Origin of the sequence: Nonomuraea sp. KM88, from assembly GCF_052245635.1 — a bacterium.
Classification (GTDB): Bacteria; Actinomycetota; Actinomycetes; order Streptosporangiales; family Streptosporangiaceae; genus Nonomuraea.
Window position 1 is genome coordinate 25,181 of sequence record NZ_JBQQCC010000002.1, and the last position, 23,800, is coordinate 48,980.

A 23,800-nucleotide genomic window follows, 5' to 3' on the forward strand; every position below is an offset into this window, starting at 1 on the left:
GCGCGGCGGATCACGCGGTGGATCACGCTGATCGGCCGCGTGCGGCGCTCCCGTCAGCCCTGGCCGCCGTCGCGGCGGGAAAAGCGGTTGAAGATGCGCTCGCCGGCGTTGACGGCGCCCTCGGCCACGTCGCGCAGGACGCCGATGAACGGGTCCTGCGACTGCTGCCATGAGGCGCGGTAGGACTCGGCCGCGGCCTTCATCTCGTCGGTCACCCGGGCGTTGGCGTCGTCTTCCCTGCGCGGGTAGTCGCCGCCGATGATCCGGTCGTACTCGCCGCTGCGCTGCCACTTGTCCAGCTCCGCCACGCGCACCACCGCGAAGGGGTGGGTGGTGCCGAGCAGGTTGAGCACCTTGAGGAAGCCGTCGCGAAGGTCGCCCGCGGTGTCGTATTCCTGGTACTGCGCGAGGAACGCCTCGATGTTCATCTCGTGGGTGTAGTCGCCGCCGGCGAGCTTCATCAGCGCGCGCTTGGCCGCCTCGGGGTTCTGTCCCGTGAGCAGGCCGCCGCGGTCGGAGGACAGCTCGGACTTGCGGTACCACTCCTCCAGACCCGCGACGATCGCGCGCAGGCCGATGTAGCCGAGCGGGATCCAGGCGACGCGGGTGGCGAGGCGGGTGAGGATGTCGAGCATCGTCCGGTAGACCGCGTGCCCCGACAGGATGTGCGAGGTCTCGTGGCCGATGACGAAGCGCTGCTCCTCCTCGTTCATGAGGTTGAGCAGGCCGGTGGTCACGACGATGAACGGGTCGTCGAAGCCGATGGCCTTGGCCTGGACCTGCGGGTCCTGCTGGACGTAGATCTCGGGGATCCGGTGCAGGTCGAGGGTGTAGGCGGCGTCGCGGCCCATGTCGTAGAGCGAGCGGAACTGGGTCTCGCTCACGCGTACGGCCGACGCAAGATACATCAGGCGCAACCGGCGCTCGCTGACGAGGCCGGACATCTGCTTGAGAACTGTGTCGAACCCACTCAACTTACGCAGAGCGACCAGGGCGGACCGGTCTGCGGGGTGTTCGTAGGCTCGGGACGATATGCCGGGCAGTTGGACGCGGTTGCGGTCCGGGGTGGTCGTCATGCCCGGCATGCTACGTCCGCAACCGAAGCGATGCGCGGACATCACTCAGGGGGGTGCCATCATGTTGTCGTAGGTCGTCCGCGTAAGGTCCGATTCATGATGAACGCGCCTGGTATCCAGGGGAAGCGGCGAGTAGGTGTGATGGGCGGGACGTTCGATCCCATCCATCATGGACACCTTGTCGCGGCCAGCGAAGCGGCCCACCATTTCCATCTCGACGAGGTCGTCTTCGTACCGACCGGACGGCCGTACCAGAAGTCCGAGCGTGAGGTCTCGGCGGCGGAGGACCGCTATCTGATGACGGTCATCGCGACGGCGTCGAACCCCCGCTTCTCCGTGAGCAGGGTGGATGTGGATCGCCCTGGCCCTACCTTCACTATCGACACATTGCGTGATGTATCGGACGTTTATGGTCCGCAGACCGACCTTTTCTTCATCACCGGCGCCGACGCCCTCGGCGCCATCCTCGGCTGGCAGGACGCCGGCGAGTTGTTCGAGCTGGCCCACTTCGTCGGCTGCACGCGCCCCGGCCACACGCTGCACGACCCCGGCCTGCCCGACGGCAAGGTGACGCTGCTGGAGATCCCCGCGCTGGCCATCTCGTCGTCGGAGTGCCGCCAGCGGGTCGCCAAGGGCGAACCGATCTGGTATCTGGTGCCTGACGGGATCGTGCAGTACATCAACAAGCGCGGGCTCTATCACGCCACCGGCTGAAGGTCGTCACGCTGTGGGTGAGGGGTTTCGGCCCGGAAGGGTACGCTCAACATAAGGCTTGCTGCCGACACAGGAGGACAGACCCGCATCGTGACCGCATCTGACAGATCCGTCCAGCTCGTGCGCATCGCCGCGGAGGCCGCGGCCGACAAGCTGGCCGATGACATCCTCGCATACGACGTGAGCGAACAGCTCGTCATCACCGACGCCTTCCTGCTCTGCTCCGCCACCAACGACCGTCAGGTACGCGCCATCGTCGACGAGATCGAAGAGCGGCTGCGCACCGAGGCCGACGCCAAGGCCGTGCGCCGAGAGGGCGAGCGCGAGGGCCGCTGGGTGCTGCTCGACTACATCGACATCGTCGTGCACGTCCAGCACGAGGAAGACCGTACGTTCTACGCGCTCGAGCGCCTCTGGAAGGACTGCCCGGCCATCACGCTGCCGGAGAGCGTCATGCAGGCCAATCTGCAGCGGGCCCGCAGTTGAGTAAAAGGATCGTGTGTCTGCGTCACGGGCAGACGTTGTGGAACGTCGAGCGGCGCTTCCAGGGCCACTCCGACATCCCTCTCGACGAGACCGGCATGGCGCAGGCGGCCAGGGCCGCGTCGCTGCTGGCATCGCTGCGTCCGACCCTGATCGTCTCCTCCGACCTCCAGCGGGCCAACGACACCGCGCTGGCGCTCGGGCGGGTCGTCGGGCTCGACGTGGCGGTCGACAAGGACTTCCGCGAGCGCGGCGGTGGTCAATGGGAAGGGCTGACGCGCGAGGAGATCGCCGCGCGCTGGCCCGACGAGTACGCCGCCTGGGAGGCGCCGGACGGAGAACCCGTCGGTGACGTGGCCGCCCGGGTGGCGGCCGCGATGCGCAAGTGGGCCGGCCGCCTCGACGACGACGGGCTGCTCGTCGTGGCCTCGCACGGGGCCGCGCTGCGGCTCGGGATCTGCGAGCTGCTCGGGCTGCCGGAGGAGCTGTGGCCGGCGCTCGGCGGGCTGGGCAACTGCTCCTGGTCCGTGCTGCAGGAAGGGCGCAAGGGCTGGCGGCTGCTGGAACACAACGCGGGCACCCTGCCGGAGCCGGTCAACAGTGACGATCGGCCGGAGGCCGTGGCCTGAGGTCCGTACGGCTCGGGGGCCGTACGGCAGCGCTCCGGTGTGCCCGCGCGATTAGGAGAATCGCGGCGGATGGCTATATGCTCTCCGAGCGCCGCAACGGGTGTGCTCGGAGCGGTGATCAGGGGCTATGGCGCAGTTGGTAGCGCGCCTCCATGGCATGGAGGAGGTCTGGGGTTCGAATCCCCATAGCTCCACCCGCGGGGTTGGCATGAGAGCGGCGGTGTCCTTCAGGGGCTCCGCCGTTGTTCGTATGTGCGGCCGGGGCGCCGATCCGGCGACGGAGGTCGCGCGTGCACCCGGCTCGACCGAACCGTGACCGGGTTGTCGGGTGTTCGCCTGACACGCCCGCGTGCGGGCCGTCCGTAGGCTCGGACCCGGCCACGGTTCAAGCGCGGGGGCGGACGCATGCCTGGCCGCCGAAGGACGGCAGGCACCCCTCGTGCTCCGTCGGACACGGCCTTTCGGCTGGTGTGGCCACCCGGTCAAGGTTCTGCCGCTCTGCTGTGAAGGGTCGCTGATGTCCATCCCATTCCCGCCGTCTCCGGGGCACGGCCCCTCAGGGCCGCCGTACGGGCCTGGCGCGCAGGGGATGCCGGGGCAACAGGGCGGTGGCTTCCCGCCGATGGGGCCCGGAGGGCAGGGTCCGAGGCCGGGCGGTCCCGGCGGGCCGGGTCAGAGCGGTCGTGGAGGTCCCTGGCCGGGCGGGCCAGGTCAGAGCGGTCCTGGAGGGCCGTGGCCGGGCGGTCCGGGGCGGCCTCCTCGGCGCAACGGCGGTGGGAAGGGGCCGCTGATCGCCATCGTGGCCGTGCTCGCCGTCGTCCTGATCGGCGGGGCGGCCGGAGGGTGGCTGCTCATCCAGCAGTTCAGCGACGGACCAGGGCCGCCGCCCGACCCGTCCGGCAAGCGGCCCAGACTGGTGCGGACGCCCTCGGCGACCCCGGCCGCCGAGGCGGTGAAGTTGCGGCCGATCACCGGGTCCCAGCTCTGCGACGCCATCCCGGACGCCCTGCGCAAGAGCCTCGTCACCGACGGCAAGTACGGCGGGAGGGACGCGTCCACCGGGGCCGCCGCGGAGGACGACAAGCAGGCGAGCTGCGGGTGGCGAAACAACAAGATGGACGTCGGCGGCGGCGTCATCGGCCATCGCAGCCTGAACATCTCCGTCCAGGCCAGGAGCTCCGACACCCGGAACGCGATCGCGTACGCCAAGGACCGCTTCGAGCGGGACAGGAAGACGCACGAAGGGCGCGTCAACGTACGGGACGGGCAGCGGATCGACGGGAAGACCTCCGGCTCGTCGTTTGGCGAGACCATCAAGCTGGACCACGGGGACGCCTCGTACAGCCAGAGCTCGATCGGGCACAGCGGCCTGTCCGCCGAGGTGTACGTCCGGCAGGGGCCGTGGCTGATCAAGGTCCGGTACGGCGGCAGCAACCGCTCCGGCCGGAAGTACCCGTCGGGCGACGAGGTGCGCGCCGCGGCCGGCAAGGTCGCCGAGCGCATCACCGCGGAGATGGCCAAGGACGCCTCGAAGGTCAAGGTCGGCGGGCCCTGCGGGATCCTCAGCGTCGCGGACGTGCAGTCGGCGTTCTTCCCCGCCGTCACGGGGCCGTCCGTGGGCGACAACGACGGGCGCATCAAGCAGACCACCTGCACCTGGGCCATCCAGGAGGCGGTGAAGCACGAGCCGGGCCAGGAGTACACCACCAGGGGCGGAAGTCTGCGCGTCCACGTCGTCGACTGGGGGAAGGACGGCAGCAGCGGGTCGGACTTCCAGTTCGATCGTGATGCCAGGAAGTACGACCGCTACCGCGCCAAGGGCGGCATCGGCAACAGCGTGAGCCACACCACGTACGGGCCCAGGGAGGAGCTCCCGGGGCTCGGGGAGAAGGCGTTCGCCGTGGTGTCCTCGACCACCACGCCGGGCGAGCAGGACGAAGAACCCCGGCAGGAGTTGCTGATCAAGGTTCTGTCCGGCGAGCGTACGGTCGAGTTCTCCTTCAGGGGCACGACGGCCGGCGGCGGCATCGTCGAGGCCGATGACTACGAGAAGCCGGTCTTCGAGCCCGCGGTCGCCAAGTCCGCCGTGACGCAAGTGGCGAAGACGTTCCTCGCCGGACTGAAATGACCGGCGGCGCGGAGGGGTCCGGCGCCGCGGGCGGGCGGCGGCCCGGGCGCCCGTTCGGGGGCGCCCGGGGCTGACCGCCGAGGTCACGAGCTCGCCGGGCGGACAGGGGGTTGCCCGCCCGGCGGGGGAGCGTGCTGGAGGGGCGCGGCCCCTCCAGCACGCATTCCTCACGCGGGCGCGGCGCCTGGAACCGGTGCGCGGTCCGGTCACCCGGGCGGGTGAGGGCTGGGACAAGCAGGGCGAATGGGCAACCGTCCATAGTTACCGCACGCGAAACTAATTTTCCACATTTACTGCGAGATGGAAAATTTCTTCCTACATCGCTTGACCTGGGCGGTTAACACTGGGAAAGCTGTGGCGGGACAGCAGCAGCGTGAAAGGACCCCCATGGTGACTGTCCGCGCGTTCGCGCCCGGCGACGAACGCTCCCTGGTGGACGCCTGGAACAGGAGCATGCCAGGAGATCCCACCACCTCCGGATGGTTGCGGGACTGCGTGCTGCTCGACCCGAACTTCGACCCCGAGGGCCTGCGGGTGGCCGTGGTGGACGGGCAGGTGGTGGGCTGCGCGTACGCCGTCCGCAGGCTGACGCCCCTTGCCCCCGGCACCGATCTGGAGCCGGAGACCGGCTGGATCCCGTTCTTCTTCGTCGCGCCGGAGCATCGCGGCGGCGGGCTGGGGCGGCGGCTGGTGGGGGAGGCGCTGGCGTTTCTGGAGGGCGCCGGCCGAACGCGGGTGGATTTTTCGTCCTATACGCCGAACTACGTGCTGCCGGGCGCCGACCCGGAGCTCTATCCCGCCGGCTTCCGGCTGCTGGAGTCGCTGGGCTTCCGTACGTTGTACTCGCCGGTCGCGATGGACCGCACGCTCGTCGGCTACGTGACGCCGGAGGACGTGCACGAGCTGCGCGCCAGGCGCGAGAGCGAGGGGTACGTCTTCCGCAACCCCGCCGTGGGCGAGCTGCCGGAGCTGATCCGTTTCGCGGCCGACGCCTTCAACCCCGACTGGGGCGAGGCGATCCGCCACCACCGCGACCCCGATCGCATCGTGATCGCGAAGAAGGACGGGATCGTGGGCTTCGCCCTCTACGCGGCCTACCGCGGCATCCCCGAGCGGTTCGGCCCCTTCGGCGTCGACCCGGGGCAGCGCGGCACCGGCCTCGGCAAGATCCTGCTCCATCTCACCATGACGATGATGCGGGCCGAAGGGCTCCACTCGTCGTGGTTCCTGTGGACCGGCGAGACCAGCCCCGCCGGCCACCTCTACACCAAGGCCGGTTATGAGATCACCAGGCGGTTCCACGTGATGAGGCGAGAAGCATGACGCACGTTCTGGCCATCGGCGCCCACGCGGGCGACCTCGACCTGACCGCGGGCGCCGTGCTCGCCCAGCACGTCCTGCGCGGCGACCGCGCGACGCTGCTGCACCTGACGCTCGGCGAGCGCGGCCATCCCCGCATGTCCGTGGCCGACTACGCCAAGCAGAAGCGCGAGGAGGCCGAGACGTTCGCCGAGCGGATCGGCGCCGGCGTGCGCTTCCTCGACTACGAGGACGGCCTGCTCCCCGAGGACGACGAGGTCAAGATGCGCGTCGGCGACCAGATCAGGGAGCTGCGGCCGGACGTCATCCTGACCCATTGGGGCGCGTCCATCCACAAGGATCACGCTCGCACCCACCGCATCGTCGAGGACGCCCGCTTCTACGGCGGGCTGAAGACCCTCGAACGCGAGCAGCCCGCCTACTGGGCGAGCGAGCTCTACTACGCCGACAACTGGGAGGACGCCGAGGGTTACGCCCCCGACGTGTTCGTCGAGCTCAGCGAGGAGGCGTACGGGATCTGGTCACAGGCCATCACCGGCTACGCCTACGCCAGGGGCGAGACCTACGGCTTCCCCTACGTCGACTACTACCGCGCGCTGACCGTCGTGCGCGGTGCACCAGCCGGATACGGCCGCGCGCAGGCGTTCGCCGCCCCGAAGGGCTCGCGCGTCCTCCGGACGAAGTATTTCGGAAAGGCAGCCCCCCAATGATCAGGCCCCCCGTGAAACGTCTGCTGGCGGTGCTCGCCGCCCTCACCCTCGCCGGCTGTTCCGGCGGCGGAGGCTCCGGCGGGAGCGGTGAAGGTGAGAACGCCCCGCCGCTGATCATCCACGCCGTGGACGCGGGCACGTTCCAGGAGGACTTCAACCCGTACCACCTCGAAGGCGTGAACTTCGGGACGAGCGGGATGATCCACGAGACCCTCATGTACTTCAACAAGCTCAAGCCCGGCGAGATCACGCCGTGGCTGGCGCTGAAGCACGAATGGTCTGACAAGGGCAAATCCCTCACCTTCACCCTTCGCCAGGGCGTGAAGTGGTCCGACGGGAAGCCGTTCACCGCCGACGACGTCGCCTTCACGTTCCAGATGCTCAAGGACAACCCGGAGCTCAACAGGAACGCGCTGGAGATCACCGGCGCCGAGGCGCTGGCGCCGGACAAGGTGCGGATCGACTTCGAGAACACCTCCTACGCCAAGCTGTTCAACATCGCCGGCAACTCGCCGATCGTGCCCAAGCACCTGTGGGAGAAGCAGAAGGACCCGGTCACCTTCACCAACTCCAAGCCGGTCGGCACCGGCCCCTACACGCTGTCGAAGTTCTCGGCCCAGCTGTACGAGATGGTCAAGAACCCGTCCTACTGGCAGCCGGGCAAGCCCGAGGTGCCGGTGCTGCGCTTCCCCGCGTACACCGCCAACGCCGTCCAGACGGCGCTCCAGCAGGGCGAGGTCGACTGGGCGGGCGCGTTCGTGCCGGACATCCAGAAGATCTACGTGCAGGGCAAGCCGGAGCAGAACAAGTTCTTCTTCCCGCCCGAGGGCGTGGTGACGCTGCTGCCCAACCTGACCCATCCGATCCTGTCCAAGCCGGAGGTGCGCCAGGCCATCAGCCTCGCCATCGACCGTGACAAGATCGTCCGGGTGGCCGAGCGCGGCTACACCAAGGTCGCGCATCCGACCGGCGTGCCGATGCCGGGCGGGGAGGCGTACGTGCCGCCCGAGTACAAGGACGCCGCGTTCAAGGTGGACCTGGCCAAGGCCAAGGAACTGCTGAAGGGCGTCGATCCGGCCAAGCTGAAGTTCACGCTGCTGGTGCCCTCACCGTTCACCGACTGGGTCAACGCCGCCCAGCTCATCCGGGAGGACCTCGCCAAGATCGGCATCACCGTCGACACCAGGGGCGTGGCGTTCCAGGACTGGGTGTCCAAGGTCGGCAAGGGCAACTACGAGCTGTCGATCAGGGCCACCGCGTCCGGGCCGACCCCCTACTACCAGATGCGCTCGATGCTCTTCGGCGGCCTGGCCGAGCCCGTCGGCGAGTCGGCGACCGGCAACTACCAGCGCTGGAAGGACTCCGAGACCGACCGCCTGATCGAGGACTACGCCGCCACCGAGGACGAGGCCGAGCAGCAGAAGGCCACGCAGGGGCTCGGCAAGATCATGGTGGAGAAGCTGCCCACGCTGCCGCTGTTCTACAGCCCGTCATGGGCGCAGTACCGCACGAACAAGTACGTCGGCTGGCCGTCCGAGCAGGACCCGTACGCGATGCCGTCGCCCTACACCTCGCCCGACGCCGCCGTGGTGCTGCTGCATCTGAAGCCGGCCGCCAAGTGAGGTTCCTGGCTCGGCGGCTCGGCTTCTACCTCCTGACGGCCTGGGCCGCCATCACGCTCAACTTCCTGATCCCCCGGCTCATGCCGGGGGATCCGGTGGAACTGCTCGTGGCCAGGATGAAGGGCAACGTCGAACCGGAGGCCATCGACGCGATGCGCCGCGCGTTCGGCATCAGCGACGCGAACCTCTGGCAGCAGTACCTCGACTACCTGGGCAACCTCGCGCGCGGCGAGCTGGGCCGCTCGATCACCTTCTTCCCCACCGAGGTGTCCACGGTCATCGCCGACAGCCTGCCGTGGACGGTCGGGCTCGTCGGCGTGGCCACCCTGATCAGCTACCTCATCGGCACCTCGCTGGGCGTGCTCATGGCGTGGAAGCGCGGCACCTGGCTCGACGGGGTGCTGCCCGCGGCCACGTTCATGCACGCGGTCCCGTACTTCTGGGTGGCGCTGGCGCTCGTGTTCGTCTTCGGCGTGACCCTGCAGTGGTTCCCCGTGTCGAGGGCGTACGGGCTGGACGTGATGCCCGGCATGACCGGCGAGTTCGCGGCGAGCGTGCTCTACCACGCGGCGCTGCCCGCCGTCACGATCGTGATCGCGTCGATGGCCGACCGCATCCTCGGCATGCGCAACGTCATGGTGACGACGCTGGGCGAGGACTACGTGGTCATGGCCGAGGCGAAAGGGCTGACCTCGCGGCGGGTCATGTGGGCGTACGCGGCCCGCAACGCGATCCTGCCCAACATCACCAGCTTCGCTCTCTCGCTCGGCTTCGTGGTGGGCGGCTCGGTGCTGACGGAGATCGTCTTCTCGTATCCGGGCATCGGGTCGATGCTCCTCAAGGGCGTGGAGAACGAGGACTTCCCGCTCATGCAGGGCATCTTCCTCGTCATCTCTTTGGCCGTGCTCGTCGCCAACTTCCTGGCCGACCTGGCGTACGTCGTGCTCGACCCGCGAACCAGGCAGGAGTCCGAATGAAGATCAAGATCGGCTTCGGCATCCTCGTCTTCTTCGCGCTGATGGCCCTGGTCGGGCCGCTGCTCATCGGCGCCGACCCCGCGGCCACCAGCGAGGACGGGCTCCAGGGCCCGTCGGCGGAGCACTGGCTCGGCACCACGCAGACCGGCCAGGACATCCTCACCCAGATCGTGTACGGGGCCCGCATCTCGATGGGCGTCGGCGTGCTGTCGGCCGTCATCGCCAACCTGCTCGCGATCCTGGTCGGCCTCGTCGGCGGCTATTTCGGCGGCGCGGTGGACGAGGTGCTGTCCGTGCTCACCAACATCTTCCTGGTGCTGCCCGCTCTCCCGCTGATCATCGTGCTGGCCGGCTACCTGCCGCAGCGCGGCGTCGGCTCCGTGGCGGTGGTGATCGCGGTCACCGGCTGGGCGTGGGGCGCCCGCGTCCTGCGCGCCCAGACCCTCTCGGTGCGGCGGCGCGACTTCGTCCAGGCCGCCAGGGCCAGCGGCGAAGGGCCGCTGCGGATCATCTTCTTCGAGATCATGCCCGTGCTGCTGCCCGTCATCGCCACCAGCTTCCTGGCCACCGTGGTCGCCGCGATCCTGGCCGAGGCCGGTCTGTCGTTCCTGGGCCTGGCCGACCTGTCCACGGTCAGCTGGGGCAGCATGCTCTACTTCGCCCAGAACGGGCAGGCGCTGCTCATCGGGGCATGGTGGTGGTTCATCCCGCCGGGATTGTGCATCGCGCTCATCGGCACCGGCCTCGCGCTGGTGAACTTCGGCATCGACGAGATCGCGAACCCCCGCCTGCGCACGGTCAAGGTCAAGGTCCGGAAGGCCCGTACATGAACGTCCTGGAGATCCGCGACCTCGGCGTCGACTACCTGTCGCAGACCGGCGCCGTGCACGCCGTCGCCGACGTCTCGCTCGATCTGCGGCGGGGCGAGATCCTCGGCCTCGCGGGGGAGAGCGGCAGCGGCAAGTCCACGCTGGCCAACGCCGTCGCCCGGCTGCTGCGCCCGCCCGCCGCGATCACCTCCGGCTCGGTGGTCTACCACCGCCAGGACGGCACCGCCGTGGACGTGCTCGCCCTCAAGCGGGACGAGTTGCGCGCCTTCCGCTGGAAGGAACTGGCCGTCGTCTTCCAGAGCGCCATGAACTCGCTCAACCCGGTCAGCACGGTCGGCGCCCAGATCGACGACGTCCTGCGCATCCACGCCCCCAAGATGCCCCGCAACGACCGGACGGAGCGGGCCGTCGAACTGCTGCAGCGCGTCGGCATCAGCGCCGACCGGCGGCGGTCCTACCCGCACGAACTGTCGGGCGGCATGCGGCAGCGCGCCGCCATCGCGATCGCGCTCGCCCTCAACCCCGAGGTCATCATCATGGACGAGCCGACGACGGCGCTCGACGTGGTGGTGCAGCGCGACATCCTCCACGAGATCAGGGCACTCAGGGAGGAGTACGGCTTCGCGGTCGTGTTCATCACGCACGACCTGTCGCTGCTCATGGAGATCTCCGACAGGATCGCCATCATGTACGCGGGCCGCGTCGTCGAGACCGGCACCGCCGCGGCGCTGCACAGGGCGCCGCGGCACCCGTACACGCTGGGCCTGCTCCGCTCGTTCCCTCGCCTGCACGGGCCCCGCGAGGAGCTGCTCGGCATCCCCGGCACCCCACCCGACCTGCGTTCGCTGCCGCCCGGCTGCGCCTTCCACCCGCGCTGCGGGAGGGCCATGGAGGAGTGCTCCACGCGGCTGCCCCTGCTGACCGGTGGTTCGGGCGGGGCGGACGGCGAGGTGGCGTGCCTGCTGAACGGCGGCCGCGGTGTGGAGGAAGCATCATGATCGTTCTTGAGGGCCGTAACCTCACCAAGCACTTCACCTCGGCCCGCGGGCCGAGGGAACGGTTCGGGAGGCGGCCGCCCGTGCGTGCCGTGGAGGACGTGTCGATCGCCCTGCGCGCCGGCTCCGTGTCGGCGCTCGTGGGAGAGAGCGGTTGCGGCAAGAGCACGGTGGCCCGGCTGCTCGCGCAGGTCTATCCGGCCACGTCGGGCGAGCTGCTGCTGCGCGGCGAGCCGGTGCGCGCGCATCGCGGGGCGGCGTTCCGCGACTACCGGCGCCAGGTGCAGCTCATCTTCCAGGACCCGTTCTCCTCGCTGAACCCCTTCCACCGGGTGCGCTACCACCTGGCCAGGCCGCTGCGCATCCACGGGCACGCCCGCTCGGACGAGCAGGAGCGCAAGATGGTCGCCGAACTGCTCGAACGCGTCAGCCTCACGCCGGTGGAGCAGTTCATGGACAAGCTGCCCCACGAGCTGTCCGGCGGGCAGCGGCAGCGGGTGGCCATCGCACGGGCGCTGGCCGTCCAGCCCGTCGCGCTGATCGCCGACGAGCCCGTGTCGATGCTGGACGTGTCGATCAGGCTCGGCGTGCTGCGGCTGCTGGAGGAACTGGCCAAGGAGAGCGGGCTGGCGCTGCTGTACATCACGCACGACATCGCCAGCGCGCGCTACTTCGCCGAGGACATCACCGTGATGTACGCGGGCCGGCTCATCGAGAGCGGGCCCAGCGAGGCGGTCACCCAGTCGCCCCGGCACCCGTACACGCGGCTGCTGCTGGAGTCGGCGCCCGACCCCGACCGGGTGACCCCGCCCGACGCGACCCGGCACGGCGAGCCGCCCAGCCTCATCGCCCCGCCCGGCGGGTGCCGTTTCCATCCGCGCTGCCCGGTGGCGCTGCCCGTGTGCTCGAGCGAGGCGCCGGGACGTACGGAACTGGGGGAGGGCCGCTGGACGCACTGCTGGCAGGCGGAGACGCCGGAGCCCGTGGCGCGGTGATGTCCTACCGGGGCTGCCAGAGCACTGCTACCAGGGCACGGGGCCGTCCGCGCTGAAGAACCCGGCGGTCGGCCCGTCCGCGCCGAGCGTGGCCAGGCGTACCAGGACCGTGGCGCCCTGCGCGGGGGTGGGGAACCCGTTGTGGTCGTTGCTGTCCGTGGCGACGTAGCCGGGGGCGGCGGCGTTGACCAGGATGCCGTCCTTGCGAAGTTCGTTGGCGTACTGCACGGTCAGCGCGTTCAGCGCGGTCTAGGACGGCGAGTACGCGGCCGACGCCGGCAGCCCTGTCATCGGGCCCGCCGGGTCGCTGTTGAGGGCCAGCGACCCGGCGTCGCTGCTGACGTTGACGATGCGCGGCGCCGGTGAGCGCCGCAGCAGGGGCAGCATGGCGTTGGTCACCGCGATCACTCCGAAGACGTTGGTCTCGAACACCGCCCGGACCATGTCCAGGTCCACGCTGGTGGGGATCCGGTCGACGGCGTCGGCGGGCGAGACCTGGCCCGAGCCGGTGATGCCGGCGTTGTTGACCAGCACGTCGAGGTGGCCGTGGTTGTCCCCGATCCATCTCGCGGCCTCCTGGACGGTGGCCGGGTCGGTGACGTCCAGGACGACCGCGTACGCGTCGCCGCCCTCCGCCCGCACCGCAGCCGCGCTCTCCTCACCGCGCCGCGCGTCCCTCGCGCCGATCAGAACCGTCATGCCCAGCGCGGCGAGCTGGTCGGCGGTCGCCCGGCCGATTCCCTTGTTCGCCCCGGTGATCAAAGCCAGTTTCTGGTTGTCGTTCATGGCCGAGCTCCTGTCTCGCGTGAGTCGGTCCGTCCCGGGACGAGACAGCCCGGCCGTTCTGTGACACGGAAAACGGGACGGCCGGTTTGAGCCGGTCTCTCCCCGGGATCCGGACGGAGCCACGAGGTCTTTCCCGGAGCTCTCTCCTTCCATGTCACGGAACGACCCGGCTGTCTCGTCCCGGGTGAAAGACATACACGTCGGGACGGATGAGGATTCATGCGGGTATTCGTGGCGGGCGGTACCGGGGTGCTCGGGCGGCGGCTGGTGCCGCAACTGGTCGCGCGTGGCCATCAGGTGACGGCGACGACGACGAACGCGGACAAGCTGGGCCTGCTGGAGGGACTGGGCGCCGACGGGGTCGTGATGGACGGCCTGGACGCGATAGCAGTGGGGGAGGCGGTGGCACGGGCCAGGCCGGACACGATGGTGCACCAGATGACCGCCATCTCCGGCAAACCTGATATCAAGCACTTCGACCGCTGGTTCGCCACCACCAACCGGCTACGCGTCGAAGGGACGGACCACCTGCTGACCGCCGCGGAAGCGGCCGGCGTGACCCATTTCGTCGCCCAGAGCTACGGCGCCTGGAACGGCATCCGTACAGGCGGATGGGTGAAGGTGGAAGAGGACCCGCTGGACCCTACGAGCACAGGCCAGGGGGCGCACGCGATTCGCCACCTCGAGGAGGTGGTCGTCAGGGCGGGCGGCGCGGTCCTGCGCTACGGCGCGTTCTACGGGCCGGGAGCCACCGACGACCAGGTCGAACTGGTGCGCAAGCGGCAGTACCCGGTCATCGGCGACGGCGGCGGCCACAGCTCGTGGGTGCATCTCGACGACGCCGCGACCGCCACCGTCCTGGCCGTGGAGCACCAGGCCAGAGGCGTGTTCAACATCGTTGACGACGAGCCCGCCCCGGCCGGCGAGTGGCTGCCCCATCTGGCGGCGTGCGCGGGCGCGAAGCCGCCGATGCGGATCCCCGCATGGCTGGCCCGGCCGCTGGCAGGGAAGACGGCGGTCACCATGATGACCGAGGGACGCGGCTTCTCCAACGCCAAGGCCAAACGGGAGCTCGGCTGGCGGCTGCGCCACCCCTCCTGGCGGCAGGGTTTCAAGGAGGAGCTGACGTGAACCGGGCCGAGGAGTTCGAGGAGCTGCGGCCGCTGCTGTTCTCGATCGCCTACCGGATTCTCGGGAGCGTGAGCGAGGCAGAGGACGCGGTCCAGGAGACCTGGCTGCGGGCGCGTGGTTCCCCGAGCCGCTGCTGACCGACCCGTACGCGGACCCGGCGCGGTCGGCGGAGCTGGCCGACTCCTTGTCGATGGCCGCCCTGCTGCTGGAACGGCTCAGCCCGCTGGAGCGCGCGGTTTTCGTGCTGCGCGAGGTGTTCGGGTTCGGCTTCGGTGAGGTCGCCTCCGCGGTGGGGCGCTCGGAGGCGGCGTGCCGCCAGCTCGCCGTCCGGGCGCGCCGCCACATGGACGACGGGCGCGCCCGGTTCGAGGCGGATCGCCGCAAGCGTGACGAACTCGCCGGGCGTTTCTTCCACGCCTTCAGAGAAGGAGACGTGGAAGGGCTGCGCGTGCTGCTCGCCGGCGACGTACGGATGGTCGGCGACAGCGGCAGCAAGGCGCCGCTGTGGGGAGACGGCGTCTTCAACGCCGGGAGCGTGGCCCGGATGCTGGGCGGCATCGCTACGCCGTTCGCACGGATCGGCGGCGTCTTGGAGCCGCACGAGATGAACGGCCAGCCGGGCGCGATCTTCCGTGACCGGGACGGCAAGATCGTCAACACCTTGGCGCTCGACATCCTCGACGGGCAGGTCCAGACGATCCGCGCCGTGCTCAACCCCGAAAAGCTGCGGCACCTGGGCCCGGTGGCGGACGCCTGGGAGGTCGTGCGCGAGGTGAACCAGGCGCGCGGGCCCGGATGGAGCAGCCCTGCCTGACACCGACCCGGGCCGACCTGGGAGACGACCCGGTCATGGACCTCACGCGCGCGTGACGGCGGTCTCCGGCTGGAGGGCCCGCGGCCCGGCGCCGGCGTCGCTCCGCACCCACAACACCGCCGCCACGGCCACCGCCGCGATCAGCAGCACCAGCCCGCCGGCCACGATCACCCACCACCAGCCGGACCTGGGCGGCCTGGCTTCGTAGACGGGAACGTCGGGCAGCATGTCAGGGGTGTAGGGCAGGCGCTGCGTGTACGGCGACTCCGGCGGGCCCTGCGAGGGCGGGCCGGGCGGCGGGACCGGGTGCGGGAAGCGATGCCTGATCGTCCGGTTGGGATCAGGTTCCTGCCCGTCTGGCTGCTCTCGCGTCATGATCCCCCCACGCGCTTGTGAGTAAGGCCCACATTGTCACACTTCCGGGGGATATTCCGTCTACATGACACGACGGAAGCCGTGCGACAGAGCGGCCGGCGGCCGCTAACCCTGGCCGCCGCCGTAGGGCGGCTGCTGCCAGCCCTGCTGCGGGGGCTGCTGGGGGTAAGTCTGCTGCGGATGGGGCTGCTGGTGCTGGATCGGCTGCTGCTGCCAGCCCTGCGCCTGGCCGGGCTGCGGGTGGTGCGGCTGCTGCGGGTCGCGCCGGGCGATCACGCCCGCGATCAGCAGGCCCGTGCCGGTCGCGTTGAAGAGCATGCCGAGGGCGCCGATGAGCATGGCGGCGCCGCCCGCGCCCAGGGCGTCGTACAACGAGGTGGCGATGAACCCGAGGACGACGTTGACCAGCACCCCCACGAGCAGCACGGCGCAGCCCGCCATGCCCAGCGTCGCGCCGCGGCCATGGGCGCGGCGGTTCATGGCGGTCACGATGACGCCGCCCACCAGCACGACGACCATGACGAGGGGGAAGATGATCGTGATCACATTGAGCATTAGGCCTTCTCCGGGGGTTGCGGGGTCTCAACGACGGTAGTGGATCGGCGGGCTTCGTCCACCGCCTTGCCGATGGAGCCGAGATCCAGGGCGCCCTGATAGCGCACGCCGTTGAGGAAGAGGGTGGGGGTGCCGCGCACGCCGCTGTCGCGGCCCGAACTCTCGTCGATGGCGATCCTGGCGGTGTGGCGGGAGACGTCCGTCCAGGGCTCGACGTCGATCTGGGCGGCGTAGTGCTCGAGGTCCGCGTCCGTGAGGAACCGCTGGTTGTCGAAGAGGATGTCGTGCATCTCCCAGAACCGTCCGGCGTCGTCCGCGGACTCGGCCACGACCGCCGCGGAGGCGGCCCGCGGATGCAGCGTGCGTAGCGGGAAGTGCCGGAACACCACGCGCACGTCCGGGTTCTTCCTGAGCAGCTCGTCCAGCACCGGGTGGAGCCGTCCGCAGTAGGGGCACTCGAAGTCGCCGTACTCCACGATCGTCACCCTGGCCTTCGCCGGCCCGCGCACGTGGTCGCCGGGCCCCACCGGCACCGAGAGCAGCTCGGGCAACTCCTCCTCGGGCTCCGCGTCGGGCGGCGCGCACACCCCGCCGCGGTCCCACGCCAGCTTGAAGATCAACCATCCCAACGCCGCGGACAGCAGGGACCCCGCCAGAATCCCGATCTTCGCCTGCGACTGGATGCCCGGCTGGTCGTCGAAGGCCAGGTCCACGATGAACAGGGAGACGGTGAAACCGATCCCGGAGACCGCCGCGCCGCCGAACAACTGCCCCCAGACCAGGTTGCCCGGCAGGCTGCCCCACCCGAACCGCAGCGGCACCCACGTGCCCAGCGAGATGCCGACGAACTTGCCCAGCAGCAGCCCCAGCGCCACACCGATCGACACGGGCGAGGTGACGGCGGCCCGCAGGGCCTCGCCGTCCAGGACCACCCCGGCGTTGGCCAGCGCGAACACCGGCACGATCACGTACGAGCTCCACGGCTGCAACCGCAGCCGCAGCCGCTCGTTGACGGAGACGGCCCGCTGCACCCGCACCGTGGCCTCCCTGGCGGCCTGCGCGCTCGGCGAGCTGGTGAACGAGTGCACGGCCTCGCCGGCGAGCAGCAGCTTCTGGTCGGTCGGCGCGTAGACGAAGACCAGGACGCCGAGCGCGATGCCGACCAGCGTGGGATGGATCCCGCTCTCCAGCGTGGCCACCCAGAGCCCGAAGCCCAGCACGATGTACGCGGGAGCCCGCCAGATCTTCAGCTTGCGCAGGGTCAGGATGGCGGCGAGCAGCCCGAACGCGGTGAGGAGCGCGGGAACGGACAGGCTGTCCGTGTAGAACAGCGCGATGACCAGGATCGCCAGCACGTCGTCCACGATGGCCAGCGTCATCAGGAACGCCCGGAGCGGATCGGGGCAGCGGGCCCCCACGACGGCGAGCACGCCCAGCACGAACGCGGTGTCGGTGGCGATCGGCACGCCCCAGCCGACGGCTCCTGGCCCGCCGAAGTTCAGCAAAAGGTAGATCCCGGCCGGGACGAGGATGCCGCCCAGCGCCGCCACGGCCGGCACGGCGAGCAGCCGGCGGTCGCGCAGCTGCCCGAGCCGCACTTCGTACGACACCTCGAGGCCGATGAGGAAGAAGAAGACCGCCATCAGGCCGTCGTTGACCCAGTGCCGCAGGTCGAGGGAGAACAGCGCGTCATCGAAGGAGATGCCTGTCGGTATGTGCCAGAAGGCCTCGTACGTGTCGCCCCACGGCGAGTTCGCCCACAGCAGGGCGAGCACGGTGGCGGCGAGCAGCACGGTCGTGCTGCCCGCTTCCGTCCTCAGAAACGCCCGCAACATGACAGTTCACCTCCAGGTGTCCGATCCTAAAGGTGCCTGGAAAACCGCCTTCGAGCTGCCCGGCCCCGGACCCTGCCGGCGGGCCGTGCGGCGGATCGGCGGGCTGTCCGGCGGGCCATCCGACTGGGCCGTCCGACTGGGCCGCGGGGCCCACGCGGCCGCGCTCACCGGAAGAACAGGACCACCGCCGCGTCCCGCGCCAGCAGGAACCCGACGATCGCCAGCCCCCAGCTCAGGGCCGAGGCCGCATGCCTGGCCAGCCACGCGCGCAGCCGCTCCAGCTTCGGCTCCAGCCACGCACCCGCGACGCCGCGCAGGCCCATGAGCGCCAGCGGTGGCGCGATCATCACCCCCACGTACGCCGCCAGCAGCGGCACCCACTGCCCGGCCGCCAGCCCGGAGGTCGTCATGACGCCGATCGCGGCAAGGTACGGCACCATCGTGGCCAACTCGAGCACTCCGGCCGTCAGCCCCAGCAACACCATCGTGCGCGGCCCGCCCACCCGCGGCTCGAACCGGCGCTCCGGCTTGCCGAGCCTCGCGCGCCGCTTCGGGTCGAACCTGAAGCTGAGCGCGAACAAGCCGGCGCCCAGCGCGAGCTGCACCCAGGAGGCGGGGCCGCTGCGCAGCACGTCGCCGAAGGCGTCCATCGCCGTGGACAACCCCAGCATGAGCGCGACCCCCACCAGGAAATAGAAGCCCGCCACGGTGGCCAGATAGATCAGCAGCCCCGACACCCGCGACCTGCCCGAGGACAGCAGCAGGTAGACGGGGATGCCGAGGGTGCCGAAGCTGGTGCTGTCGACGACCGCGAGGGCGGCGAGGGTGAGCAGCAGGCCGATCGTCATATCGTCGATCCTCGCGGGCGCGGCCGGGCGCCGCCTCCTCCGACGGAGCGAAGCCGGCGTACATCCTTCTGCTCACCCGCCCGCCCGGCGGTACTGTGGGCCGTCGCTACCGCCCGGCACCGGCGAAGGAGATCCGATGAAGAGCCGACGGTGGGGCCGGTCGAGCGGCACCCGCGACACGCTGCTGCGCGCCGCCCGCGAGGTCTTCCTGGCCAAGGGGTACGCCGAGGCGACCGTCGCCGACATCGTCGAGGCGTCCGGCATCAGCGTCGGCAGCCTCTACCACCACTTCGGCGGCAAGCCCGGCCTGTTCCTGGCGTTGTGGGAGCAGTTCGTGCGCGGGCAGGAGGAGCGCACCTCCAAGGCGGCCAGGGCCGCGGACGGCGCCGCCGAACGGTTCCTCGCCGGCGCCCGCGCCTACCTGGAAGGCTCGTGGGAGCACCGCGAGGTGGCCAGGTTGTTCCTGGAGAACGACGGCCCCGCCGAGTTCGTCACGCTGCGCCGGCAGCGCGGCCGCGACTGGATCGGCGGCAACAAGCGCCTGCTCGGCCTGGCGGACACGCGCGAGAGCCACGTACTCGTCGTGCTGCTCACGACCATGATGGGCGAAGCGGGCCGCGAGGTGGCCGCGTGCGAGAGCGGCGAGGACGCCAGGTTGACGATCGACGAGGTGATCCGCCTGGTGAGACGGCTGCTCCCTACCTCCGGCGGCGTATCCGAGCCGTCTCCTTAGGGACGACGACACGGCGTGCGACCGGTGCGAGCGTGGACCGCATGGACGCTCTCCGCAGGGCGCTGGGCTGGCTGTCCGCCTGCTACGCGCTGGTCTTCCTGTCGTTCGCGCTGCCGCACTGGGGTGTCGTGCCCGGCCTGATGGGCGAGCCCGTGATCATCCCGGCCGCGGTCGTCGAGACGCTGTGCGTGGCCGCCGTGCTCGCCGGCGCCCGCGGCGCGCTGGCCGGGCGCGCCTGGGCCTGGAACGGGCTGATCTACAGTCACGCGGCGGCGCTGGGCGGGGTGGTGCTGGGCATCCTGGCCACGGCGCTCGGCGGGGCCGGCTCGGCGCTGCTCACGTGGTATCACGGCTCGATGGCGGCCGTGCTCGCCGCGGGCCTCGCCGGAGCCTTTTACTTCTCCAGCGTGCGCAGGTAGGCGGCGGCCTCGTCGAGCCGGTCCTCGCCGAACACGCGGATGCCGTCGAGCTCGAGCAACGCCGTCGTGACGCCCTGACCCGGCGTGCGGCGCCCCTCGAAGGTGCCGTCGTAGACGGACAGCCCGCCGCACGAGGGGCTGCCTTCCTTGAGCACCGCCATCCGGATCCGGGACGAGCGCGCCAGCGCGAGCGCCGACCGCGCGCCTGACAGGAACGCGGCCGTCACGTCGGAGCCGTCGGCCGCCAGCACGCGCGCGGCGCTCGAGAGCACGGCCGCGCCGCCCGCGCCGCCCTCGATCTCGGCGGCCGGGCGCGGGACCGGCAGCCCGCCCTCGACCTCTGGGCAGAACGGCACCAGCCGCCCCTCCGCCCGCCATGTTGCGAGCAAGGCGTCGGAGCTGGTCTTCGCGCCGCCGTCGTAGCGCACCCTGCGCCCCATCAGGCAGGCGCTGACGAGGATTCTTTCCACGACTTCGATCCTATGAGCGCGATCGGCACCAGCGAGACGGCGGCCAGCGCGGTGGTCACCCAGAACGCGTGCGCGAACGGCTGGGCCGTGCCGCCCCTGGTGGACGACTGCAGCACCACGGTGAGCACCGCGACGCCGAACGGCGCGGCGAGGCGTACCGCGATCGTGCTGAGCGTGGTCGCGGCCGGGATGGCGGCCTGCTCCAGCGTCCTGAACGCGGCGGCCATCACCGACGTGGACACCAGCCCGTGCCCGAGCCCCAGCCAGAACATCGCCACCGGGCCCGCGTCGAGCAGGACGAACGCCATGATGCCCGTCACCGCCACGACGACGCCCGCGGCGCCCGCTCCACGCGGACCCCGGCTGTCGGTGAGCTTGCCCGCCAGCGGCATCGTGAGCGCCGCGCCGACGCCCATCGGAGCCAGCAGCAGGCCCGCCTGCAGGGCGCTGCCGCCCTCGGCGAGCTGGCTGTGGAGGGGTACGAGCACGGTGAAGCCGAACAGGGCCGCCGAGTAGCACACCAGCGCGCACACCGCCGCGGCGAACGATCGGTCGGCGAGCAGCCGCAGGTCCAGCAGCGCCCCTGAGGCCCGCAGCGAGCGCAGCACGAACGCGGCGACCAGCGCCACGCCGATCCAGAGCGCGGGGTGCGCGGGCGACGAGCCGTTGCCCACCTCGGACAGCCCGTGGACCAGTGCGGCCAGGCCCGGCGAGAGCAGTGCGAGGCCCACCACGTCGAGGCTGCGCGGGCTCGCGCCCGGCTCGCGGGGCAGCAGCACGTACGCGGCCACCAGCGCGACCGCGCAGACCGGCACGTTGATCAGGAACAGCCAGCGCCAGCCGAGACCCTCCACGATCACTCCGCCGAGCGGCGGCCCCAGCACGGGCGCGAGCATCGCCGGGACCGAGATCATGGCCATCGCGCGGCCCATCCGCTCCCGCCCGGCCGCCTGGGCCAGCAGCGCCTGGCCCACCGGCAGGAGCAGGCCACCGCCCAGCCCCTGCACCGCGCGGAAGGCGACCAGGCTGCCGACCGACCAGGCGGCGGCGCTGAGCGCGGATCCCGTCACGAACAGCACGAGCGAGAGCAGCCAGACGTTCCTGCCGCCGAACCTGCCGACCGCCCAGCCGGTGACGGGGACCGTCATCGACAACGCCAGCAGGTAGCCGGTGACCGCCCACTGCATGGTGGCGAGCGTCGTGTGGAAGTCGCGGGCCAGGGCGCCGAGCGCGACGTTGACGATCGTGGTGTCGAGCATCGTCATGATGACGCCCATGAGCACGACCAGGCCGGTGGCGCGGAGGGGGTTTCGTACGGCGTATCGCATGCCGTACAGCGTATCAATTCCGTACGGTGTCTAGAATCAGGCTTGTGAGTTCCCTCTGGTCCCGCCCCGAGCCGCCCCGCCGTCCCGCGCTGAGCAGGGAGGCGATCGTGACCGCCGCCGTCGCGATCGCCGACGCGGAAGGGCTGGCCGCGGTCTCCATCCGGCGCGTCGCCGCCGAGCTCGGCGCGCGCGCCATGACGCTCTACTCGTACATCGAGCGCAAGGAGGACCTGCTCGCGCTGATGCACGACGCGATCGCCGCCGAGGTCCTCGTCGACGAGCCGCTGCCGGACGACTGGCGGGAGGCGCTGCTGCTGCTCGCCCGGCGCGAGCGCGAGATGGTGTTGCGCCATCCGTGGCGGGTCGAGCTGATCTCGCAGCGGATCGAGGTCGGGCCCAACGGGCTGCGTCACGTGGAGCAGAAGTTGTCCGTGTTCGACGGGCTCGGGATCGACCGGCTGACGGCCTGGCGGATCCTGGCCGCGTTCGCCGACTACATGACCGGGTTCGTGATCAGGGAGGCGACCGACCGCCGCGCGCCCAGGCGGCAGGGCATCAACGACGCCGAGCGGGCCGCCGCCGCCGAGCCGTACATCAGGGAGCTGATCGACGGCGGCGAGTTCCCCCGGCTGGCGCCGATGATCGAGGAGGGCGTGCGGGGCGACGACGACAACTTCGAGCGCGGGCTCTCCTGGGTGCTGGACGGAATCGAGGCCGGCCTGCACGGGCGATAGCCTTACCTGCGATGAACACCGTCGTCTCCACGATCGTCATCGCCGGCTCCCTGCTGCTCATGCTCGTGAGCCTGGTCGTCGCGATCCGCAACCGGCCGATGGGCATGGTGCTGCTGTCCGGGTTCGCCCTGCTCGAGGTGGCCCTGCTCGTCCAGGCCGGCCTCGTGATCGCGGCGGTGGCCGGCGGAGCGGGGCCCGGCGACAAGGTGACGCTGTTCGGCTACATCGGCGGCGGGGTGCTGATCCCGCCCGCCGGGGTGTTCCTGGCGCTGGCCGAGCGGAGCAGGTGGGGGCCGGCCATCCTGGTCGTGGCCGGGTTCGCGATCGCGGTGATGAACGGGCGGCTGCTGCAGATCTGGCAGGGCGTGGCGTGAGCGCCACCGTCGGCTCCGGGCCCGGGCGCGCCCTGATCGCCGTCTACGGGCTGTTCTCGCTGGCCGCGGGCGCGCGGGCGGCCGTGCAGATCGCCGGCCGGTTCTCCGAGGCGCCGCTGGCCTACTCGCTGTCGGCCTTCGCGGCGCTCGTCTACATCGTGCTCACCGTGGCGCTCGCGCGGGGAGCGCGCGGCCTGGCGCTGGCCGCGCTCGGCATCGAGCTGGCCGGCGTGCTGATCATCGGCACCGCCAGCCTGGTGGATCCGTCGGCGTTCCCCGACGAGACGGTCTGGTCGGCGTACGGCCGGGGTTACCTGTTCATCCCGCTCGTGTTGCCGCTGGTGGGCCTCTACTGGCTGCTGCGCCGTCGGTGACGGCGGCCCCGGCGGCGTTATCGCCAGGGCGTGGAGTCGGTCAAGCAGATCGGCGACACGCGCACGGCGTGGGTGGTGGAGATCGCCGGGGTCAGGCGCGAGTTCGAGGCCGAGATCACCGAGCAGCACCCCGACGAGCGCGTCGCCTGGCGCTCGGTCGACAAGCCGCACCAGGCGGGCGTGGTGACCTTCCACCGCGTCGACGACGCGAGGACCAAGGTCACGCTCCAGATGGAGTACGACCCCGAGGGCCTCGTCGAGACCGCCGGCGACTGGCTGCAGATCGTCCGCATGCGCGTCACGAACGACCTCAACCGCTTCAAGGAGTTCATCGAGTCGCGAGGCCGCGAGACGGGCGGCTGGCGCGGCGACGTGCCGGGGCCGCACCAGCGCGGCTCGACGTACGGCGGGGAGCAGTCCGTGCCGCCCGGCACTGTCGGCGGCGGCGGGGCGCCTCCCGGGGGCACGCTCCCGCCTCCCGGGCCGGTGCCGCCGCACGGCCAGCCCCCCGAGGGGCCGCCGCGTCCCCTTCTCTGACCGGAGCA

Annotated in this window: 29 protein-coding genes and 1 tRNA gene; 21 read left to right on the top strand and 9 right to left on the bottom strand. The window is 70.8% G+C overall.

The genetic code is table 11. The features are described 5' to 3' along the window. Positions 1-53: 53 nt before the first annotated feature. A complete protein-coding gene (locus ACTWPV_RS05815) occupies positions 54-1,085 on the bottom strand; it encodes a M48 family metallopeptidase (protein WP_443150911.1) in 1,032 nt (343 codons plus the stop codon). An 87-nt stretch (positions 1,086-1,172) separates the two neighbouring features. On the opposite strand from ACTWPV_RS05815, the gene nadD reads away from it, so the two are divergent. The 12 genes from nadD (at position 1,173) to ACTWPV_RS05875 (ending at position 12,479) form a co-directional block, all read left to right on the top strand. Next, positions 1,173-1,790 (top strand): nicotinate-nucleotide adenylyltransferase, encoded by a 618-nt coding sequence (gene nadD / locus ACTWPV_RS05820; RefSeq protein ID WP_347650251.1) that lies wholly within the window; start codon positions 1,173-1,175, stop codon positions 1,788-1,790. Positions 1,791-1,880: 90 nt separating this feature from the next. Then, positions 1,881-2,276 (top strand): ribosome silencing factor, encoded by a 396-nt coding sequence (rsfS, locus tag ACTWPV_RS05825; protein WP_443150912.1) that lies wholly within the window; start codon positions 1,881-1,883, stop codon positions 2,274-2,276. Next, on the top strand, positions 2,273-2,902 hold the full coding sequence (locus ACTWPV_RS05830) for a histidine phosphatase family protein (protein ID WP_347650253.1): 630 nt from the start codon (positions 2,273-2,275) through the stop codon (positions 2,900-2,902). Before rsfS ends, ACTWPV_RS05830 begins: the two co-directional genes overlap by 4 nt. Positions 2,903-3,023: 121 nt before the next feature. Further along, positions 3,024-3,096, top strand: a tRNA-Ala gene (locus tag ACTWPV_RS05835). A 605-nt stretch (positions 3,097-3,701) separates the two neighbouring features. Beyond that, positions 3,702-5,030, top strand: coding sequence for a hypothetical protein (locus tag ACTWPV_RS05840; RefSeq protein WP_443150913.1), 1,329 nt, complete (start codon positions 3,702-3,704; stop codon positions 5,028-5,030). Between the two features lie 387 nt (positions 5,031-5,417). Beyond that, positions 5,418-6,353 carry a GNAT family N-acetyltransferase gene (locus tag ACTWPV_RS05845; protein WP_347650255.1) on the top strand — a complete coding sequence of 312 codons (936 nt, stop codon included), beginning with the start codon at positions 5,418-5,420 and terminating at the stop codon, positions 6,351-6,353. Further along, positions 6,350-7,060 carry a PIG-L deacetylase family protein gene (locus tag ACTWPV_RS05850; RefSeq protein WP_443150914.1) on the top strand — a complete coding sequence of 237 codons (711 nt, stop codon included), beginning with the start codon at positions 6,350-6,352 and terminating at the stop codon, positions 7,058-7,060. The genes ACTWPV_RS05845 and ACTWPV_RS05850 overlap by 4 nt, the downstream gene beginning before the upstream one ends. 11 nt (positions 7,061-7,071) lie before the next feature. After that, positions 7,072-8,682: an ABC transporter substrate-binding protein gene (locus ACTWPV_RS05855; RefSeq protein WP_347650257.1), complete on the top strand. Its 1,611-nt coding sequence runs from the start codon at positions 7,072-7,074 to the stop codon at positions 8,680-8,682. After that, positions 8,679-9,659: an ABC transporter permease gene (locus tag ACTWPV_RS05860; protein WP_347650258.1), complete on the top strand. Its 981-nt coding sequence runs from the start codon at positions 8,679-8,681 to the stop codon at positions 9,657-9,659. The genes ACTWPV_RS05855 and ACTWPV_RS05860 overlap by 4 nt, the downstream gene beginning before the upstream one ends. After that, positions 9,656-10,489: an ABC transporter permease gene (locus tag ACTWPV_RS05865; RefSeq protein ID WP_132606084.1), complete on the top strand. Its 834-nt coding sequence runs from the start codon at positions 9,656-9,658 to the stop codon at positions 10,487-10,489. The genes ACTWPV_RS05860 and ACTWPV_RS05865 overlap by 4 nt, the downstream gene beginning before the upstream one ends. Continuing rightward, a complete protein-coding gene (locus ACTWPV_RS05870) occupies positions 10,486-11,487 on the top strand; it encodes an ABC transporter ATP-binding protein (RefSeq protein WP_443150915.1) in 1,002 nt (333 codons plus the stop codon). The genes ACTWPV_RS05865 and ACTWPV_RS05870 overlap by 4 nt, the downstream gene beginning before the upstream one ends. Beyond that, positions 11,484-12,479, top strand: coding sequence for an ABC transporter ATP-binding protein (locus ACTWPV_RS05875; RefSeq protein ID WP_347650260.1), 996 nt, complete (start codon positions 11,484-11,486; stop codon positions 12,477-12,479). Before ACTWPV_RS05870 ends, ACTWPV_RS05875 begins: the two co-directional genes overlap by 4 nt. A gap of 27 nt (positions 12,480-12,506) precedes the next feature. Here the strand turns inward: ACTWPV_RS05875 and ACTWPV_RS05880 are convergent, their stop codons facing one another. Both ACTWPV_RS05880 and ACTWPV_RS05885 read right to left on the bottom strand, forming a co-directional pair. Then, on the bottom strand, positions 12,507-12,707 hold the full coding sequence (locus ACTWPV_RS05880; RefSeq protein ID WP_443150916.1) for a hypothetical protein: 201 nt from the start codon (positions 12,705-12,707) through the stop codon (positions 12,507-12,509). 21 nt (positions 12,708-12,728) lie between these two features. Next, the gene (locus ACTWPV_RS05885; RefSeq protein ID WP_443150917.1) at positions 12,729-13,265 is read right to left on the bottom strand and encodes an SDR family NAD(P)-dependent oxidoreductase; all 537 of its coding nucleotides are present in this window, start codon (positions 13,263-13,265) and stop codon (positions 12,729-12,731) included. 219 nt (positions 13,266-13,484) lie between these two features. Between ACTWPV_RS05885 and ACTWPV_RS05890 the strand changes: the two genes are divergently transcribed. From ACTWPV_RS05890 to ACTWPV_RS05900, 3 genes are read left to right on the top strand one after another with little or no spacing between them, the layout of a single operon-like run. Beyond that, entirely contained in the window at positions 13,485-14,396 is a 912-nt protein-coding gene (locus ACTWPV_RS05890) for an NAD-dependent epimerase/dehydratase family protein (RefSeq protein WP_443150918.1), read from the top strand. Beyond that, a complete protein-coding gene (locus ACTWPV_RS05895; RefSeq protein ID WP_443150919.1) occupies positions 14,393-14,533 on the top strand; it encodes a sigma factor in 141 nt (46 codons plus the stop codon). Before ACTWPV_RS05890 ends, ACTWPV_RS05895 begins: the two co-directional genes overlap by 4 nt. Before the next feature lie 53 nt (positions 14,534-14,586). Next, entirely contained in the window at positions 14,587-15,210 is a 624-nt protein-coding gene (locus ACTWPV_RS05900; RefSeq protein WP_443150920.1) for a sigma factor-like helix-turn-helix DNA-binding protein, read from the top strand. A 42-nt stretch (positions 15,211-15,252) separates the two neighbouring features. Here the strand turns inward: ACTWPV_RS05900 and ACTWPV_RS05905 are convergent, their stop codons facing one another. The 4 genes from ACTWPV_RS05905 to ACTWPV_RS05920 form a co-directional block, all read right to left on the bottom strand. Further along, positions 15,253-15,585: a hypothetical protein gene (locus ACTWPV_RS05905; protein WP_443150921.1), complete on the bottom strand. Its 333-nt coding sequence runs from the start codon at positions 15,583-15,585 to the stop codon at positions 15,253-15,255. Between the two features lie 105 nt (positions 15,586-15,690). Next, entirely contained in the window at positions 15,691-16,140 is a 450-nt protein-coding gene (locus tag ACTWPV_RS05910; protein WP_443150922.1) for a hypothetical protein, read from the bottom strand. Then, entirely contained in the window at positions 16,140-17,975 is a 1,836-nt protein-coding gene (gene nhaA, locus ACTWPV_RS05915) for a Na+/H+ antiporter NhaA (RefSeq protein WP_443150923.1), read from the bottom strand. The genes ACTWPV_RS05910 and nhaA overlap by 1 nt, the downstream gene beginning before the upstream one ends. A 164-nt stretch (positions 17,976-18,139) precedes the next feature. Beyond that, a complete protein-coding gene (locus ACTWPV_RS05920; protein ID WP_443150924.1) occupies positions 18,140-18,823 on the bottom strand; it encodes a GAP family protein in 684 nt (227 codons plus the stop codon). A gap of 136 nt (positions 18,824-18,959) precedes the next feature. On the opposite strand from ACTWPV_RS05920, the gene ACTWPV_RS05925 reads away from it, so the two are divergent. Then, positions 18,960-19,556, top strand: coding sequence for a TetR/AcrR family transcriptional regulator (locus tag ACTWPV_RS05925; RefSeq protein WP_443150925.1), 597 nt, complete (start codon positions 18,960-18,962; stop codon positions 19,554-19,556). 41 nt (positions 19,557-19,597) lie between these two features. Then, positions 19,598-19,975 (top strand): hypothetical protein, encoded by a 378-nt coding sequence (locus ACTWPV_RS05930; RefSeq protein WP_443150926.1) that lies wholly within the window; start codon positions 19,598-19,600, stop codon positions 19,973-19,975. Here the strand turns inward: ACTWPV_RS05930 and ACTWPV_RS05935 are convergent. Then, positions 19,951-20,445, bottom strand: coding sequence for a DUF523 domain-containing protein (locus ACTWPV_RS05935; RefSeq protein WP_443150927.1), 495 nt, complete (start codon positions 20,443-20,445; stop codon positions 19,951-19,953). The two genes, ACTWPV_RS05930 and ACTWPV_RS05935, sit on opposite strands and share 25 nt — an antisense overlap. Further along, complete coding sequence (locus tag ACTWPV_RS05940) at positions 20,415-21,773, bottom strand: DHA2 family efflux MFS transporter permease subunit (RefSeq protein ID WP_443150928.1); 1,359 nt, start codon at positions 21,771-21,773, stop codon at positions 20,415-20,417. Before ACTWPV_RS05940 ends, ACTWPV_RS05935 begins: the two co-directional genes overlap by 31 nt. 44 nt (positions 21,774-21,817) lie before the next feature. Here ACTWPV_RS05940 and ACTWPV_RS05945 point away from each other — a divergent pair, with 44 nt between their 5' ends. From ACTWPV_RS05945 to ACTWPV_RS05960, 4 genes are read left to right on the top strand one after another with little or no spacing between them, the layout of a single operon-like run. After that, complete coding sequence (locus ACTWPV_RS05945) at positions 21,818-22,507, top strand: TetR/AcrR family transcriptional regulator C-terminal domain-containing protein (protein WP_443150929.1); 690 nt, start codon at positions 21,818-21,820, stop codon at positions 22,505-22,507. 11 nt (positions 22,508-22,518) lie between these two features. Continuing rightward, positions 22,519-22,881, top strand: coding sequence for a hypothetical protein (locus ACTWPV_RS05950; protein ID WP_347650272.1), 363 nt, complete (start codon positions 22,519-22,521; stop codon positions 22,879-22,881). Continuing rightward, positions 22,878-23,255, top strand: a complete 378-nt coding sequence (locus ACTWPV_RS05955) for a hypothetical protein (RefSeq protein WP_443150930.1) — start codon at positions 22,878-22,880, stop codon at positions 23,253-23,255. Before ACTWPV_RS05950 ends, ACTWPV_RS05955 begins: the two co-directional genes overlap by 4 nt. Before the next feature lie 30 nt (positions 23,256-23,285). After that, positions 23,286-23,792 carry an SRPBCC family protein gene (locus tag ACTWPV_RS05960; RefSeq protein WP_443150931.1) on the top strand — a complete coding sequence of 169 codons (507 nt, stop codon included), beginning with the start codon at positions 23,286-23,288 and terminating at the stop codon, positions 23,790-23,792. The last annotated feature ends 8 nt before the right edge of the window (positions 23,793-23,800 follow it).